13 protein-coding genes are annotated in these 18,656 nt (G+C 35.2%); 12 read left to right on the forward strand and 1 reads right to left on the reverse strand.

Going from position 1 to position 18,656, the window contains the following annotated elements:
- The first annotated feature begins 18 nt into the window (after positions 1-18).
- The 8 genes from DSM00_RS14290 (at position 19) to DSM00_RS14325 (ending at position 9,925) form a co-directional block, all read left to right on the forward strand.
- Complete coding sequence (locus DSM00_RS14290; RefSeq protein ID WP_128758654.1) at positions 19-2,226, forward strand: bifunctional alpha,alpha-trehalose-phosphate synthase (UDP-forming)/trehalose-phosphatase; 2,208 nt, start codon at positions 19-21, stop codon at positions 2,224-2,226.
- 20 nt (positions 2,227-2,246) lie between these two features.
- On the forward strand, positions 2,247-3,596 hold the full coding sequence (locus DSM00_RS14295; protein ID WP_128758655.1) for a M28 family peptidase: 1,350 nt from the start codon (positions 2,247-2,249) through the stop codon (positions 3,594-3,596).
- 127 nt (positions 3,597-3,723) lie between these two features.
- Positions 3,724-5,406, forward strand: a complete 1,683-nt coding sequence (locus DSM00_RS14300; RefSeq protein WP_128758656.1) for a M1 family metallopeptidase — start codon at positions 3,724-3,726, stop codon at positions 5,404-5,406.
- Between the two features lie 133 nt (positions 5,407-5,539).
- Complete coding sequence (locus DSM00_RS14305; RefSeq protein ID WP_128758657.1) at positions 5,540-6,442, forward strand: MerR family transcriptional regulator; 903 nt, start codon at positions 5,540-5,542, stop codon at positions 6,440-6,442.
- A 9-nt stretch (positions 6,443-6,451) separates the two neighbouring features.
- Positions 6,452-7,912, forward strand: a complete 1,461-nt coding sequence (locus tag DSM00_RS14310; RefSeq protein ID WP_128758658.1) for a phytoene desaturase family protein — start codon at positions 6,452-6,454, stop codon at positions 7,910-7,912.
- Positions 7,913-7,920: 8 nt separating this feature from the next.
- A complete protein-coding gene (locus DSM00_RS14315; RefSeq protein WP_128758659.1) occupies positions 7,921-8,760 on the forward strand; it encodes a phytoene/squalene synthase family protein in 840 nt (279 codons plus the stop codon).
- A gap of 1 nt (position 8,761) precedes the next feature.
- Positions 8,762-9,211, forward strand: a complete 450-nt coding sequence (locus DSM00_RS14320) for a sterol desaturase family protein (RefSeq protein ID WP_128758660.1) — start codon at positions 8,762-8,764, stop codon at positions 9,209-9,211.
- On the forward strand, positions 9,212-9,925 hold the full coding sequence (locus DSM00_RS14325) for a YqjF family protein (RefSeq protein WP_128758661.1): 714 nt from the start codon (positions 9,212-9,214) through the stop codon (positions 9,923-9,925).
- Here DSM00_RS14325 and bshC read toward each other — a convergent pair.
- Entirely contained in the window at positions 9,915-11,519 is a 1,605-nt protein-coding gene (gene bshC / locus DSM00_RS14330; protein WP_128758662.1) for a bacillithiol biosynthesis cysteine-adding enzyme BshC, read from the reverse strand. The two genes, DSM00_RS14325 and bshC, sit on opposite strands and share 11 nt — an antisense overlap.
- Positions 11,520-11,644: 125 nt before the next feature.
- Here bshC and DSM00_RS14335 point away from each other — a divergent pair, with 125 nt between their 5' ends.
- From DSM00_RS14335 to DSM00_RS14350, 4 genes are all read left to right on the forward strand, one after another.
- Positions 11,645-14,125: a M14 family zinc carboxypeptidase gene (locus DSM00_RS14335; protein WP_128758663.1), complete on the forward strand. Its 2,481-nt coding sequence runs from the start codon at positions 11,645-11,647 to the stop codon at positions 14,123-14,125.
- A 1-nt stretch (position 14,126) separates the two neighbouring features.
- Complete coding sequence (locus DSM00_RS14340) at positions 14,127-14,708, forward strand: mechanosensitive ion channel family protein (protein ID WP_164916348.1); 582 nt, start codon at positions 14,127-14,129, stop codon at positions 14,706-14,708.
- A 4-nt stretch (positions 14,709-14,712) separates the two neighbouring features.
- Positions 14,713-17,547, forward strand: coding sequence for a M16 family metallopeptidase (locus DSM00_RS14345; RefSeq protein WP_128758665.1), 2,835 nt, complete (start codon positions 14,713-14,715; stop codon positions 17,545-17,547).
- Positions 17,548-17,636: 89 nt separating this feature from the next.
- Complete coding sequence (locus DSM00_RS14350) at positions 17,637-18,644, forward strand: carboxypeptidase-like regulatory domain-containing protein (RefSeq protein ID WP_128758666.1); 1,008 nt, start codon at positions 17,637-17,639, stop codon at positions 18,642-18,644.
- Positions 18,645-18,656 lie beyond the last annotated feature (12 nt).

Genomic DNA, 18,656 nt, shown 5'->3' on the forward strand with positions numbered 1-18,656 from the left:
CCGCTATCTCCTGAATTTATGAGCAAAACTATCATTATTTCAAATAGGCTTCCATTACAACTACAAATTGAAAATAAAACTGTTCACGCTACTCCCAGTGTAGGTGGTCTCGCGACAGGTATGAAATCTGTTCATAAAGACAGTAATGGAGTTTGGATAGGCTGGACAGGTCTAACCGAAGAAGAAATACCTGCGAATCTCCTCGATGATGTTATTGAGGCGACTATAAAAGAACAATGTATTCCCGTATCTCTTACCAAAGAAGATATTGACGGATTCTATTACGGTTTCTCCAACCGCACTATCTGGCCTCTATTCCACTACTTTATGGAATTTACAGAATTTGAAAAAGAAAGTTGGCAGAGCTATGTTACGGTAAATGAGAAATACGCTGAGGTTGTTCTTGATAATATTGAAGAAGGTGATACAGTATGGGTTCACGATTACCAACTTATGCTTTTACCAGCATTAATAAAAAAGAAAAGGCCAGATGTTCAAATAGGCTTCTTCTTACACATTCCCTTCCCTTCTTATGAAGTATTTCGTACGCTTCCATGGAGAGAGGAGATCTTGAAAGGTCTATTAGGATCAGACTTAATAGGTTTTCATACATATGATTATCAACGTCATTTTTTAAGTTCGGTATCCAGAATTTTAAGACATGAGGTAGGTTTTAATGAGATCACTTTGAAAGATCGCATTGTTACTGCAAACTCCTACCCTATGGGTATCGATTACAACAAATTTTCAAAGGCCGCAGCTAAACATGATGCAACAAAAAACCAATCAGAATTACAACGAAGACTAGATATTCACATTGATACCACTCCAGATGCAAAAATGATTCTTTCAATCGATCGTCTTGATTATAGTAAGGGGATTGCAAATAGATTACGGGCTTATGAGTATTTTCTAGAAAAATATCCAGAGTTCAAAGAGAAAGTTCGTCTCGTAATGCTAGCCGTTCCGTCACGTTCTAATGTTCCTCAATACCAACTGTTGAAAAAAGAGATTGATGAGCTTGTAGGTCGCATTAACGGAAAGTTCTCAAGTGTTAGCTGGACTCCTATTTGGTATTTTTACAGATCAATGCCTTTTGAAAATCTAATTGACTTGTATACCACTTGTGATATAGCTCTATTAACGCCTATTCGTGATGGGATGAATTTGGTTGCCAAAGAATATATTGCAACCCGTACTGATGAAACTGGTGTACTTATTTTAAGTGAGATGGCAGGTGCTGCTCAAGAAATGAGTGAGGCACTTATCATCAACCCAAACAACTTTGAAGAAATTGCTGATACGTTGAAACAAGCGATTGAAATGCCAAAAGCAGAACAAATTAAACGCAACAAATTTCTACAGAAGCGATTACGAAGATACAATGTAGAAAAATGGGCTGATGATTTTATGACTGCATTGCAAGACACAAAACATAAGTCTGATATTGTAAAAGCGATACAAATAACAGAGAAGCAGGAAAGTGAAATGCTGGAAGCTTATAAAAATTCTGAAAAGCGCATATTGTTTTTGGATTATGATGGTACACTAAGAGCTTTTGTAAATAATCCTGAAGATGCTAGTCCCGATGAAGAACTACTCGAATTAGTAAACACTATTCAAAAGCAGGAAAATACAGAAGTTGTAATTATTAGTGGTCGTGACCGTCATACTTTGGGCACGTGGTGGCAACAAATTCCTATCACGTTAATAGCTGAACATGGCGTTTGGAAAAGACCTATAGGTGGTGAATGGGCAGTTACCGAAAATCTAAAAAATGACTGGATGGATACAGTGCGTCCTATTTTAGAAAAATTTGTGGATCGCACGGCAGGTACTTTTATTGAAGAAAAGAATTATTCTTTGGCTTGGCATTATCGTAATGCAGATCCAGATCTAGGTGAAATACGAGCAGGAGAATTATCTTCTGTATTAAAGGAGCTTTCAGCAAATAATGATTTGGGGGTTCTTGACGGAAACAAAGTTCTCGAAATTAAAAACAGTACTATTCACAAAGGAAAAGCTGTTACCAAGCATATATTTGAAAAAGATTATACCTTTCAGTTTGCAATAGGTGATGACTGGACAGATGAATATATGTTCCAGGATTTACCTGATGAAGCTTATACAATTAAGGTAGGTTTACAGAAAACTGCGGCAAAGTTCTATGTTGATGACACAGAACGTGTACGTGATTTACTCAAAAAGTTTGCAGCTCAAGATTAATCTAAAATTCAATTAATTATATGAAATACATTTATTCCCTTGTTTTAACATTTTGCATCACATCACTAAGTGCGCAAACCAATGTACCATCAGAAACAGATTTACGCATTTATGGAATTATTGATGCCGTATCTGCTACAAACATTGAAATAGATGTACGTGCACTGGCAGATTTTGGAACGCGTAATACGTTTAGTGATACAGTAAGTGAAACTCGAGGAATAGGCGCGGCGCGCCGTTATATAAAAAACGATTTTGAAAAGACATCAAAAAATTGCGGGTCTTGCCTTGAAGTATTTTATCAGAAAGATCTAGTTACTCCAGATATGGGAAGTCGTATTCCTAAGGAGGCATATGTGGTAAATGTTGTTGCCATACAACGCGGTACAAAATATCCAAATCGCTTTATCATTATGAGTGGAGATATAGATTCTCGCGCTAGTGATACTATGGATTTTGAAACCGATGCTCCAGGTGCTAATGATAATGCCAGCGGAATGGCCGGAACAATGGAGGCTGCTCGTGTCTTATCTAAATATAAATTTGAGAATAGTATTGTTTATGTAGGTTTATCTGGAGAAGAACAAGGTCTGTTTGGTGGTAAGGGCTTAGCCGACTATGCCAAGAAGAATGGCTGGGAAGTTATAGGTATTCTTAACAACGATATGATAGGTAATATTGAAGGTGTAGACGGAGTAATAAGCAATCGTGATTTTAGAATTTTCTCAGAACCCGTACCGGCAAACGAGACAGAAAAGCAACGTAATGCACGTAGATTTTATGGTGGTGAGGTAGATGGCAATTCTCGCCAATTAGCACGCTATGTGCATAAAACCGTTTCTAATTATATGCCAGAAATGAACCCAATGATGATTTATCGTCTTGACCGTTTTGGGAGAGGTGGACACCATCGACCATTCAACGATTTAGGTTTTGCAGGTATTCGTATTATGGAAGCCCACGAAAATTATACCCAACAGCACCAGGATATTCGCGTAGAAAATGGTATTGAATATGGTGATACTGTAGAACACGTGAATTTTCCATATACAGCTAAACTTACTGCTGTCAATGCAATTAACCTTGCTAGTCTTGCCTGGGCTCCTCCTGCTCCACAAACTGTAGAGATTGGTGGGATTGTAGAGGCAAATGTAAAACTGAAATGGACCAAAGTCGATGGCGCTGTAGGTTATAAAATTTACTGGAGAGATACAACCTCACCTACCTGGGATCACAATCGATATGTAGGTGATGTTACACAAACAACGCTGGATGGTATCGTTATTGATAATTCATTCTTTGGTGTTGCAGCTGTAGGTGCAAATGGTCACGAGAGTCCCGTAGTTTTTCCAAATGCCATAATGAGATAAAGAATAGTAAACACTCAAACATAAATTTATTCTGAAAATTCCGGTGGTAAACGCCGGAATTTTCTATATTCAGCAAATAGATTTTCAATTATAATAACTATTACCTTTCATAAATTTAGATTTTTAAATGTCTCGTATTTCTTATCATTTCCACTGTATTCTGCAAGCAAAACTTAATTTTTTCATTTCCACTTGTATACTTTTTTTCTTAATTAGTAGTTGTGCCAAAGCCCAAATTGCACCTTCACACTATTCAAGAGAAGACATTTTAAAAGGTAGTATTACGCCAGAACGAGAATGGTGGGATGCAATACATTATGATTTGACGATTCAAGTTAAGCCAGAATTAAAATTTATTACAGGGGTCAATGTCGTTAGTTATAAAGTCCTAAAGCCTCATCAAATTATTCAAATTGATTTGCAAGAACCTATGAAATTGCTGGCAGCTGTTCAGGATGGGAAAGAATTATCCTTTAGAAATGAAGGAGCTGCTTATTTTATAAAACTGGACAAAAAGCAGAAGAAAGGAAAGCTTAATGAACTTGTACTGAAATTTGAAGGAAGCCCGGTTGAAGGAAAACGATTACCGTGGGATGGTGGTTGGACCTGGCAAGAAGATGCTAATGGAAATACCTTTGCCGCAAACGCAAATCAAGGAATTGGTTCTTCTGTGTGGTGGCCTAATAAAGATATACCCTATGACGAAGTTGATGGCTTGGATTTTCACATTACTGTCCCAAAAGGATTAGTTGCAGTCGGTAATGGTAGATTAGTCGACTCTTCCTCAACTGAAGAAACTTCAACGTACAACTGGAAAGTTAAAAATCCAATTAATAGCTATGGTATAAGTGCAGACATTGCAGATTATGCTCACTTCTCTGGTTCTTATACGGGTGAAAAAGGAACTCTAGATCTTGATTTTTATGTACTAAAAGAAAATCTTGAGAAAGCAAAAGAACAATTCAAACAAGTTCCGCAAATGCTTGAAGCTTTTGAACATTGGTTTGGACCCTACCCATTTTACGAAGATGGGTACAAGCTTGTAGAAGTACCTTATTTAGGAATGGAACATCAAAGCAATGTAACTTATGGAAACGGCTATTCTAATGGTTACCTCGGAAGAGATTTATCTGGTAGTGGCTGGGGATTAAAGTTTGATTACATCATCATTCACGAATCTGGCCACGAGTGGTTTGCGAATAATATTACAAATAAAGATGTTGCAGATATGTGGGTTCACGAAAGTTTTACCACTTATTCAGAAAATCTTTTTGTTGATTATTATTACGGTAAAGAAGCTTCATCAGATTATGTAATTGGTATGCGAGGTTCAATACGTAATGACCGCCCCATTATTGGCACTTATGGTGTAGATCAGGAAGGAAGTGGTGATATGTATTTTAAAGGAGCAAACATTTTGCATACCCTAAGACAACTCATTGAAGACGATGAAAAATGGCGTGAAATATTAAGAGGTTTGAATACCGAATTTTATCATCAAACAGTTACTACTTCTCAGATTGAAAATTTCATAAGCGAAAAAAGTGGTATTAACTTATCCCAGTTTTGGGAACAATATCTACGTACCACGATGATTCCTAAGTTAGAATATGCAATCGATGGAAGCACGTTGAAATTCCGTTATATAGACATTGTTGAAGATTTTGATATGCCTGTTCAAGTAAATGTTAATCAAACAACCGACTGGATCTATCCAACTGCAGACTGGAAAACTCAATCATTTGATACATCTATATCTGACTTTGAAGTCGACCGTGATTTTTATATAGAATCTGAAGTAATCAAGTAAAAGCGCTGGCATTTGCCTTTAGAGAAGCTATTAATTCTTAAGAGAATGCTAAAATCTCGCCTTTGTCTAATAAAATCAGATTTCTTTTAAACAAAACTGTACATTTGCTTAGCTACAACGAGCAAATCTATACATGAACGCTGTAAAAACATCATTTAGCATCAAAGACTTAGAGTGCCTGAGTGGTATTAAAGCGCATACAATACGTATATGGGAACGTAGATATAATTTACTGAAACCAGAGCGATCTGCAACAAATATCAGATACTACTCCTTACCAGATTTAACCAAATTACTCAACGTTGCATTCTTACTTGATCACGATTATAAAATTTCTAAGATCGCCGAAAATTCGAGTGAAGAAATAGGCAATCTCGTAGCGACGATAGTTGAGGATAGTGATTTTGGTTGCAACGCCAATGCTCGTAATTCCTTTAAAATAGCAATGATGAATTTTGATCAAAAGCTATTTACGAAGACATACAATGGTCTCTTAGAAACATATAGCTTTAGAGAAATATTCTTTCAAATTTTTATTCCGCTGTTAGAAGAAATTGGTCTTTTATGGCAAGCCGGAGTAGTTAATCCTGCACACGAGCATTTTATAAGTAATTTAATAAAGCAAAAAATACTTTTACTTATAGAAAGAACAGATGCTACTGAGAGTATAAATACTTCAAAAACATTTATTCTTTTTCTACCTGAAAATGAAATACACGATCTCGGTTTAATGTATTTGAATTATGAGATCGTTTCCAAAGGATATAAATGTATTTATCTGGGGCAAAGTATTCCGACAGAAAGTTTAAAATACTTGGTGAATAATCAAACCAATGCCTGTTATGTTTCGTATTTAACTGTGAAACCTAGTGAAATATCAGTTTCAAAATTTGCACAAGATTTTAATACAGATTTAGAAAATGAAGATGCTCCACTATTTCTTTTAGGTAGGTTAGTTCAAAATGCAGATACAGATCAATTACCATCAAATGTAAAATTAATTAAATCTATAGCAGCTTTTAGGGAGCTTCTATAACTATAAAATATGTCAAAAAAAATCGTCATTTTAGGTTCAGGTTTTTCATCTCTTGCTGCCGCTTGCTATCTTGCTAAAGAAGGTAATTCAGTAGCAGTTTTTGAGAAAAATAGTTCTCTAGGCGGCAGAGCGCGACAACTTAAGAGAGATGGTTTTACATTTGATATGGGTCCTTCCTGGTATTGGATGCCTGATGTATTTGATCGTTTTTTTGAAGATTTTGATAAAAAAACCTCAGACTATTATTCCTTAGAGAAATTGGGGCCGGCTTATAGTGTATACTTTGGTGTTAATGATTATATAACTATTGAAGATACATTAGAAAAAATAAAGCAAACTTTTGAGCAACTCGAACCGGGAAGTGCCGCAAAACTACAGGAATTCATAGATGAAGCTGGTAAAAATTATGACGTTGCCATCAAAGAACTAGTATATAGACCCGGCGTGTCACCATTAGAATTGGTCACTCCGGCAACCATAAAAAAAATTGGATCTTTCTTTAGTACAATTAGTAAAGAAGTACGTAAATCATTTAAAAATGAGCGTCTTGTTGAAATTTTAGAATTTCCGGTTTTATTCTTAGGAGCAAAAGCGACAAAAACTCCTGCATTTTATAGTTTTATGAATTATGCCGATTTTGGGATAGGAACTTTTCATCCAAAAAATGGTATGTTTTCTGTTGTAAGCGCAATGGTTGATCTAGCCAAAGAATTAGGAGTTCAATTTAATATAAATAGTGAAGTTAGCCGTATCAGAACTGAAGGAAACAAAGCTGTAGGTATTGTTGCTAATGGGAAAAATATAGAAGCAGACATAGTGCTAAGTGGCGCAGATTATCATCATACCGAGACATTAATTCCGAAAAATCTAAGACAATATTCTGATCAATATTGGGAAAATAAAGTATTTGCGCCATCTTCTTTATTATTCTATGTAGGATTTGATAAAAAGATTAAAAATGTAAATCATCATACTCTCTTTTTTGATGTAGATTTTGAAAAGCATGCGCGTGATATATATGATGTTCCCGAATGGCCAGACGAACCTTTATTTTACGCTAATTTTCCGTCAATAACAGATAGCTCAATGGCTCCAGAAGGACAAGAGGCTGGCTTTTTCTTAATACCACTTGCTCCCGGCTTACATGATACGCCAGAACTGCGAACGAAATATTTTGATAAAATCATAGATCGTTTAGAACATTTGACTAATCAACAGGTTAAAAAAAATATTATATTTAAAGAGTCCTTCTGTGTAAACGATTTTATTGAAGAATATCATTCCTATAAAGGTAACGCCTATGGTATGGCAAATACATTATTACAAACTGCCTTTTTACGACCAAAATTAAAAAGCAAAAAAGTTGAAAATCTGTACTTTACCGGTCAACTTACCGTACCGGGACCAGGAGTACCTCCATCTCTAATTTCAGGTAAATTAGTTGCAGGATTGATTACAAAAAAAGAATAAGAAAAAAAATGAAAGAGATATTTGACCACGTTTCATTGGCCTGTTCGCAGACAGTAACAAAAATGTATAGTACATCGTTTTCAACGGCTACAAGGATGCTTGCACCCAGCATACGTAAGGATATTCATAATATATATGGCTTTGTACGCTTTGCCGATGAGATTGTCGACTCATTTCACGACTACGATAAGCAAACACTCTTCAGTAGATTTGAAGACGATTTAGAATTTGCGCTAACTGATAAAATTAGTCTCAATCCTATTCTTAATTCTTTTCAAAAAACTTTTCATGATTATCAGATAGAAAAGCATCTTGTAGATTCTTTTATGTGCAGTATGCGATTAGATTTAAGTAAAAGCAAATACCTCACGGAAGAAGAGTATAAGAACTACATCTATGGATCTGCAGATGTTGTGGGCTTGATGTGTCTTACTGTTTTTGTGCAAGGAGATAGAGAGAAATACGACGAACTTAAAGAATCTGCTATGAGTTTGGGTTCGGCATTTCAAAAGGTAAATTTTCTTAGAGATCTTAAGGCAGATCACGAAGAGTTAAGTCGAACTTATTTTCCAAATACAAATCTCAATGAGCTTGATGAAGTTTCTAAACAGCAAATTATAGCAGACATCGAAGCAGACTTTGCAAAAGGACTTTCAGGCATTTGTAAACTTCCGGTAGAGGCAAAATTTGGAGTTTATACCGCGTACAGATATTATAGAAAACTTTTGAGTAAATTAAAGAGCACACCCTCTTTAGAAATTAAAAATGCACGTATACGTGTTCCTAATTATGTAAAAGCATCTCTGCTCGCTCGCAGTTATGTAAAATACCGATTAAACCTTATTTAAAATGCAAGCACTTCTTTGGATATTTGTTTTTTTACTAACCTTCGGAATAATGGAATTTATGGCCTGGTTCACACACAAGTATGTGATGCACGGCTTTTTATGGTCTTTGCATCGTGATCACCACCATAAAGATCACGGATCATGGTGGGAACGTAATGACTTTTTTTTCATCTTTTATGCGTTAGTAAGTATAGGTTGTTTTTTACTATGGCAATATGAAAATATATGGATAGGTTTACCTATTGGTTTAGGCATATTTGCTTACGGGGTTGCTTATTTTATGGTTCACGATATTTTTATTCATCAGCGGTTCAAATTATTTAGAAATGCCAACAATTGGTATGCAAAAGGTATACGCCGAGCACATAAAATGCATCACAAACACTTAGGAAAAGGTGATGGTGAATGTTTTGGAATGCTGGTTCCGCCAATGAAATACTTCAAAAGATAAATGAGTTTTTTAACCGCTTCTTGGAAAAAATTATGCTTTGCCAATTATGCGGTGGATCCTACTATACTCAAACCTTACTTACCTGCACATACAGAATTAGATTTCTACAAAGGTAAATGCTATGTAAGCCTGGTAGGTTTTCTATTTGATGATGTAAAATTGAAAGGTATATCAATACCGTTTCACAAACGTTTTGAGGAAGTAAATCTTCGTTTCTACGTGAAACATTTTGACGGTAAAAAATGGAAAAGAGGAACCGTTTTTATTTCAGAAATTGTAAATAAGCCAGCAATCGCTTGGGTTGCAAATACCCTCTATAATGAGAATTATAGTGTATTTAAAATGCATTATAAACATGATCTAACTTCCGAAGAAAATTTTTTCAGTTATGGTGTTTTCTATGAGGATAGTTGGCAGCTGTTACAAGTAACGACTGCTCCTAAACCTGAGGTTTATACCAGCGGTGGTATTATAAGTTTTATTACAGAACACTTCTGGGGATACAGCATAAAAGATAGTTTAAACACTTGGGAATATGAAGTAACTCATCCCATATGGAAATCCTATAAAATTCTTGATTCTGAAATTCTCTTTGATTTTGGAGGTATTTATGGTAGCGCTTTTGAAGACTTATCACATCGGCAACCCGACAGTATACAATGTATGGAAGGCTCTCCTATAACTATAGAAGGAAAAAAACGTATTAAAGGATAATTACCGTAAATCGGTTATCTAAGGGATCAAGTGCCTCAAATAATGCGGGTATCAACTTATCACCGTGCTCCAGATAAAATTCAGAAAAATTCATAACACGTTCCTGTAAGTTTTGAGAAGGAAATAATTCATTCTGAATACTAGTAAACCGCTGAATATGGTCACTTAATTTTTTCTTTTGTGCGGTCAATAAACGTTTCTCCAAATTATCTAAGCCTTTTAATTGCTTAACTTCCTGAGCTTTTACTGCACCTAAGAAAGATTCGTCTGTTTCTGAAGCAATCTTATATAAATCCTCAAACTGACGTATCAAGTGCTCCTTTTGTTGAGAAAAATCAACATCAATATTTGAGATTTTTCTAATCTTCCTGTTGATTAAATCGTTCTGTTTTAGAAAGATATCCTCTAAACTTAAATCTAACTTATTAAGCTTTTGATGTTGTTTCTGGGTGATTAATAATGCAGAATTACGCAACATTAAAACTGGGAAAGTGACATTTACTTTATCAAAAAAGCTCTTTAATTCTAACCAATAAGCAATTTCACCACCACCACCTATGTAAGCAAGGTTTGGTAAAATAACCTCTTGATATAGCGGTCTCATAATAACATTTGGGCTAAAGCGCTCTGGATAATCCTTTAATTCTTTTATAATCGCATCTTTAGTAAATACTAGATCTGTATTATTAACGTAAAACTGGCCCTCCTTCTCAAGAATACGCTCTCTTGAATTAGGTAAAAGATAAAAGAGATTAATTTCACGTGCATTAACTTGAACAGGATACCCTTTGTTTTCTAATTCTTCGGCTTGTGCTGTAACGTATTTATAGGCAATTTGATCTACAAGCTCTTGTTCAATAAATGGACTAAAAACTCGTTTTAAATCTTTATCGTTTCCATCTACAATAACCAATCCATATTTACCAAATAAAGAATTGGCTAAGAAACGGGTAGCGTTGGCTAAATTATTCTGCTTTATATAGGCATCTTCAAAAAGTGTGCACAACTCTTTGGCAATTTGTGTAGTACCAAATTCTGCACAAATAAGATCAAGAATAGCTTCTAAACCAGACGTGTCAAATGCTCCAACTGCTCCTTTATTATTATCAAGAACATCCTCCCTATTCCATTGTATTTTTTTCCCATGTATCCTAAAGTAATTGATCTCGTCAAAATCATGATCTTCTGTAGCCATCCAATAAACAGGAACAAAATTTGATTTTGGATATGCCTCCTTTAGCGTTTCCGCTAACTTAATGGTGCTTATAATTTTATATAAAAAATAAAGAGGTCCTGTAAAAAGATTAAGTTGGTGACCCGTCGTTACAGTGAATGTATTCCTTTCTGATAATGAATTTAAAGCTGAATTCACGGCCTCATCAACTACAGTATTCTTGTATTGAGCTTTTAAAGCAGATACCAATACATATCTATTTTCTTGCGAAAAATTTTTACGTTCTAATTGATCTTTAAAATTTTCTAAAGAAGGAAAATTGGAGTAAAATCCCTTTACAGTCTCATCTTCATCAAGATAATCACAGATAAGTTTTGAAAAATAACCAGTTTCTTTATAGGGAAGGTAATGTTTGGACATTGAATATTATTTTCGAGGCAAAATTAAACGTATAAATGGGTTTAGCCCGCTAAAGTTACGTTAATTAGAAGATATGACTTTCTATCAATTTTAGTAGATTTACTACTTAACAACGCAGCAATCCTATGAGAATTAAACTAGCCATTTTATCTTTTTTTATTACCACTTTATCATTTTCACAAACTATAAAATCTCCGGAAGAGTTTCTCGGATATAAAATAGGTACGCAATTCTCAAGACATGCAGATGTTGTTGCTTATTTTAAGCACGTTGCAGAAAATTCTGAATGGGTGACTTATACCGAGTATGGAAAAACAAATGAGCGCAGACCACTAACCTATGCCATTGTCACAACTCCGCAGAATCAAAATAATATTGAAAACATACGTTTAAACCAACTTAAAAATGCCGGTTTAGAATCTGGCTCTGCAAGTCCCGATAAAGCAATTGTATGGCTTAGTTATAATGTACACGGCAACGAGGCCAGTAGTACTGAAGCTTCTATGATAACGCTATACGAACTTATCACAAATAAAAAAGAATGGTTAGAGAACACTGTTGTTATTATAGATCCTTGTATTAATCCAGATGGTAGAGATCGCTATGCAAACTGGTATAATAAAGTAAAAGCTACGCCCTACGATACAAACCCCGATGCCGAAGAACATAATGAGCCTTGGCCTGGGGGTAGAGCGAATCACTATTTATTCGACTTAAATAGAGATTGGGCTTGGGCAACTCAAGTTGAAACGCGCCAGAGATTAAAAGTATATAATAGTTGGATGCCTCATATTCATGTAGATTTCCATGAGCAAGGTATTAATGAACCCTATTATTTTGCACCTGCCGCAGAACCATTTCATTCTATTATCACACCCTTTCAAAGAAATTTTCAAACTTTAATAGGAAAAAATCACGCCAAGTATTTTGATCAGAATGGATGGCTATTTTTTACTAGAGAACGCTTTGATTTGCTCTATCCAAGTTATGGGGACACCTACCCTACTTATACCGGGTCGATGGGTATGACTTATGAACAAGCAGGTGGTGGAAGCGCTGGTTTAGGGATTAAAAAATCTGATGGAAGTATTCTTACCTTAGTAGATAGGGTTGCACATCATTTTACAACCGGAATCTCTACTGTTGAGATGGCTTCAGCAAATATTGAAAAGCTAAATACTGAGTTTGCTAAATACTTCAATGATGCAAACGTGAAATACAAAAACTTCACGTTGAGTGGGGAGAAAGATCACCTACAAGCATTAATTGATCTTTTAGATGTTCACGGTATTCAATATACTTTTTCCGAATCTGGAAAATCTACGGGTTACAACTATACAACTGGTAAACAAGAAACTCTTACTTATGATGAAGCGATTAATATTAGTACAGATCAACCCAAAGGTAAATTAGTGCACGTTTTATTTGAGCCAGAAGCTGCACTATCTACTCCACTTACTTACGATATCACTGCGTGGAGTTTACCTTATGCGTATGGCTTAAATGCTGTTGCAAATACTAAGCCTGCTACTGGCGGCACTTTTAAGTCTAAAATGCCAATGCTAAACACTCTGTCTAAAACCGCTCCAGGATATTTATCAAAATGGAATAGTATGACAGATGCTAAGTTTTTAAGTGCTCTATTACAAGCAGCAATTAAAGTGCGTTTTTCTGAAAAAGAATTTGTTATTGACGGTATCACGTATCCCGCCGGAACTTTGATAATAACACGAAGTGATAATAATGTGTTAGAAAATTTTGATGACGTATTGATACAGATCGCAAATAAATTTAATCGAACGCTTACGCCAGCATCAACGAGCTTCGCTTCTTCAGGACCAGATTTTGGATCGCCCTATGTAAAGTTGATTAATAAACCTAGAATTGCGGTTTTTATGGGAGAGCAGACATCTTCTCTTAGTTACGGAGCTACTTGGCAATTCTTTGAGCAGCAGTTAGAATACCCCATAACTTCCATTGCTGTTTCAGAAGCAGATCGTGTTAACTGGTCTGATTATGATGTTTTAGTTATGCCTAATGGTCGTTATAAACTTTCAGAAAACACATTATCACAATTAAAAAGTTGGGTGCGTACGGGCGGAAATTTAATTGCTGTAGACGGTGCCCTAAAACTATTTGCTGATACAGAAGATTTTAATTTAAAAACGGTAAAGTTTGAATCACCTAAAAGTAAAGACTCAATAACCTCAAAATTAATCTCCTACGCAGATCGAGAAATGGATAGCTCAAAAAGCCTAATCAGCGGTAGTATTTTTAAAACAGATGTAGATTCCACTCATCCTTTAGCTTTTGGATATGAAAACACCTATTATTCCTTAAAAATAGGTGATGATGCGTATTCGCTACTTGATAAAGGCTATAATGTCGCATATCTTAATGACGATCCTCAAAGTACATCTGGATTTGCAGGAAATGAGGCACTCAATAAGCTTAAAAACAGCCTAATTTTCGGTGTAGAACCTATAGGGCGGGGTACAATTACATATATGGTAGATGATCCGCTATTTAGAGCTTTCTGGGAAAATGGTAAACTCTTTTTTGCAAATGCGCTTTTTATAAATAACCCTAATAATTATCGTAAATAATTTGATACTAGCACCTTTAGAACTTAAAATATTAGAGAGTTTCATACTTCTAGGAGTTCTTATTCTTATACGATACGCTGTATCTAAACTTATCGTGCGTAGATATATACGCGCCAATTTTGATATAACTCGCAAACAAATAACAATCAAACTTCTAAACACGCTGTTTTTTGTGGTGCTCGGTTTCTGCCTTGCAGTTATTTGGGGTTTATCGGGTGCAGATGTAATTGCAGGTATTGGATCTGTCGTTACAATTTTGGGTGTTGCATTTTTTGCTCAGTGGTCTTTGCTAAGTAATATAACTTCAGGTCTGATTCTATTTTTCAATCACCCTTTAAAAATTGGTGACTATGTAGAAATTGTAGATAAAGATTTTCCTATGGCTGGAAGAGTAGAAAATATAACTTTATTCTTTCTTCATCTGCGTAATAAAGATAATCATGTTTATACGCTTGCAAATACTATTGTAGCCCAGAAGACTATGCGAATTATGAAACCAGAAGAATATTTTGAAGAAATGGAACAGCTGGATGAAGAAAAAGAAAATAAAAACATACCTGGAGAGGAATCTGCACTTGATTAATTTTATGAAAAAACATTTTATTTACTTAAGCCTATCGGTATTTGTTCTTGCTTCTTGTGGTTCAAATAAAACCGAAATAACTAAACCGGAAGAATCAAATCAATTACAAGTTAATTATGAATCGTATACTTTAGATAATGGTCTAACTGTGATTCTTCACCAAGACTCTTCAGACCCTGTGGTTGCTGTGGCCCTGACTGCACACGTAGGTTCAGCAAAAGAAAAAGAAGGACGCACGGGATTTGCACATCTATTTGAACATTTACTTTTTCTAGAATCTGAAAATTTAGGAAAAGGAGGACTGGACAAAATGAGCGCTCGTGTAGGTGGAAGTGGTGCAAATGGCTCTACAAACAGAGACCGTACAAATTATTTTCAAACGGTTCCTAGCGATGCTTTAGAGAAAATGATCTGGGCAGAGGCTGATAAATTAGGCTATTTTATTAATACTGTTACAGAACCTGTATTAGCCAAGGAAAAGCAAGTGGTTAAAAATGAAAAGCGTCAAAGCTATGATAACCGTCCTTACGGTCATCAAAATTATGTGATTCATAAAAATTTATATCCAAAGGATCATCCATACAATTGGCAAGTAATTGGATCTTTAGAAGATCTGCAAAATGCTACCCTTTCTGACGTAAAGGAATTTTATAACCGCTGGTATGTTCCTAATAATGTTACTTTGACAATTGCAGGTGATTTTGATACACAAGAAACTAAAAATTGGATTAATAAATATTTTGCGGAAATTCCTCGAGGCAGTGATATACCAGTAGTTGAAAAACGTGTACCAAAACTTACCAGCATCAAGAATTTATATTATGAAGATAATTTTGCCAGACTTCCGCAATTGACGATGACCTGGCCTGCTGCTCCAGAATATACAAAAGACTCTTATGCGTTAGAAGTTTTAGCTAACTTTTTATCAAATGGAAAAAAAGCGGTTTTAAATACGGTTCTTATAGATAGTTTGCAATTAGCTGCAAATCCCACTATGCGATACGGAGGATCAGAACTTTCTGGGGAGATAAATTTAAGTGTGCGTGCAAATGCAGGCGTAGATCTGGATTCTGTATATAAAGCAATTAATGAAGCATTCAGATTATTTGAAGAAAATGGAATTTCTAAAGAAGAACTTGAGCGCATTAAGGCAACACAAGAAACTAAATTTTACAGCAGTCTTAGTAGCGTTTTAGGAAAAGGGTTTCAGTTGGCTCAGTATCAAATATTCGCAGGAAATCCAGGCTATATTAATGCAGATTTAAAGCAAATTCAAGCTGTTACTATAGCCGATGTAAAATCGGTTTACGATAAATATATTAAGGATAAAAATTACGTAACCACAAGCTTTATTCCTAAGGGTGATATGGCTTTAGCGCTCGAAGGAGCACAACCTGCAGAAGTAGAAGAAGAACAAATTGTAAATGGTGCTGAAGATGAGTTTGATCCATCAATAACTTCTGAATATGAACGGTCCTATTCCTCTTTCGATCGCTCTAAAGAACCAAAATACGGCGAAGCCCCAAAACTAAATCTTCCCGATGTCTGGACTGCAGAATTGGATAATGAACTTAAGATTCACGGTATTCAAAGTGACGAAGTACCACTCGTAAATTTTCAGTTCACCATACAAGGCGGATTAATAACAGAACCAAATAAGAAAGAAGGCGTTGCAAACCTGACTGCCGCATTGCTTACTAAAGGAACGCTTCATAAAACTCCTGCAGAATTAGAAGATGCCTTAGCACTTTTGGGGACTACCATAAATTTGCGCGTATCAGAAGAGAATACTATACTTCAAGGAGTAACATTATCACGCAATTTTGATAAAACAATGAATCTCGTTGCCGAAATTGTATTAGAGCCACGATGGGATTCTACAGAATTTATTTTGGAGAAAAAAAATATTCTCACTCGGCTAGAACAGCAGAAAGGCGACCCCGGTAGTATTGCAGATATTGCATTTGCTAAAGCTATTTATGGTAAAGATCACGTCTTAGCGAAAAACCGCTTGGGAACTATCCAATCTGTAAAGAATCTCGCAATTGAAGATGTAAAATCATATTATAATCTCTTTGCTCCCAATATCACCTCCTTAGAAATTGTAGGAGACTTAAGTCAATCAGAAATAACGACAGCTTTAGCTACGCTCAACTCAAAATGGAAATCAAAGAATGTAAGTATAATTAAACCTTCAGCAGCAAAGCAAGTAAACAATCCCATTATATATTTTATAGATGTTCCTGGAGCGAAACAATCTCAGTTACGTTTTGGATATGTAGCTCTCGCAGCCACTGATAAAGATTATTTACAAGCACAAATGATGAATTATCGTTTGGGAGGTGGTGGTTTTGCCAGTGATCTTACGCAAATGCTTCGTGAAACCAAAGGGTATACTTATGGGATTAGATCGCGTTTTGATGGTAGTTCCTTACCAGGGCCTTTTATGATTTCTAGTGGTGTGCGTAGTAATGTAACGGCAGAGAGCACAGAGCTAATACGTGAGATTATGCAAAATTACGCAGATAATTTTGACGAGCAAGATTTGGAATTGACTAAAGGATATTTCCTGAAAAGCGATGCTCGAAATTTTGAAACTTCATCAGCAAAAATTGACTATCTCAATAAAATTGCCACACTTGATTTTAGTCCAGATTTTATAATTAAAAATCAGCAGACTATTAAGAATACTACAACCGATGATATTAGACAGATGGCTCGCAAATACGCAGATCCGTCTAAATTGATCTATGTCATAGTTGGAGATGCTAGTACACAATTACAGAAAGTTCAGGATTTAGGTATTAGAGTTAAGGTAGTAAATGAAAATCTAGAATAAATAAAAGCTTTGAATAAATAATTCAACTTTCAGTCTTTTTTGAAAACTAATATTGTAGTTTTATAACTATAATATTAGTTTTCATTTTTATGCGTATTTTTTTCTTTCTGATTTTACTTAGCTCCATATCGGGTTTCGCACAAAAGACATTGAATGGTTATGTTTATAGTGCCAAAGATTCAACGGCGCTTGAAGCGGTTTCTATATATTTTGATGGCACCACATTAGGAACTATAACAAATAGCTCTGGTGCATATTCCATATCTATTCAAGAAGGAATTAAGAGTTCGTTAGTTATAAGTATGTTGGGTTACGCTCCGGTTTACGTATCAAATTATTTAAATACAAACGGACAAATAGCACCTATTTATCTTACAGAAAATACAGAAGAACTCAGTGCTGTACATATTGAAAATGATGATTGGTCGCGTAAAAAAAAACTGAATGTTTTTAGAAAAGAATTTTTAGGAAATTCTCTGCAAGCCTTGGAGTGTAAAATTTTAAACGAAGATGATTTAAAACTGCATTACAGCAAATCGAATAAACAACTTACGGCCTGGTCAGATGTTCCCTTAGTTATAGAGAATAAACACTTAGGTTATCTAGTAAATTATACCTTGACAGACTTTCAAGTTAACTATGAAAAAAGTATAGAAACTGGTTTTACTTATGTACATCAAGTATACACCGAAGGCTTTACATTTTTTAAAGAGTTAAAGAAAAAAACCAAAAGAAAGATTATAGTAAATAGACAAAAATCCTATTTGGGGTCGATTTTGCACTTTTTACGCTCCCTATCCCAAGAGCAATTAACAGAAAATAGGTTTAAAATTTACTATAAAAACTTTGAAGTTGCTCCCTATTCACGTTTTAAACTGCAAAGAGAAAATTCTTCAATGCATGTAGAACTTATTGTAGATAAACTGAGTATATTATACAATAATGATGAGCAATCATTCATACAAGCTCAGGCTCCATTTGTAATTGATGCTTTTGGAAACCATTCTCCGGCTTCCGCATTAAGTACAGGAGGTGTTATGTCTTTAAAAAGGTTTGCTTTTATGCTACCGCTAGATTATAAATTCCGTCAGGATTAACTTTTCTGCATG

The sequence above is a fragment of the Leeuwenhoekiella aequorea genome (genome assembly GCF_004104375.1).
In the GTDB taxonomy this organism is placed as follows: Bacteria; Bacteroidota; Bacteroidia; order Flavobacteriales; family Flavobacteriaceae; genus Leeuwenhoekiella; species Leeuwenhoekiella aequorea.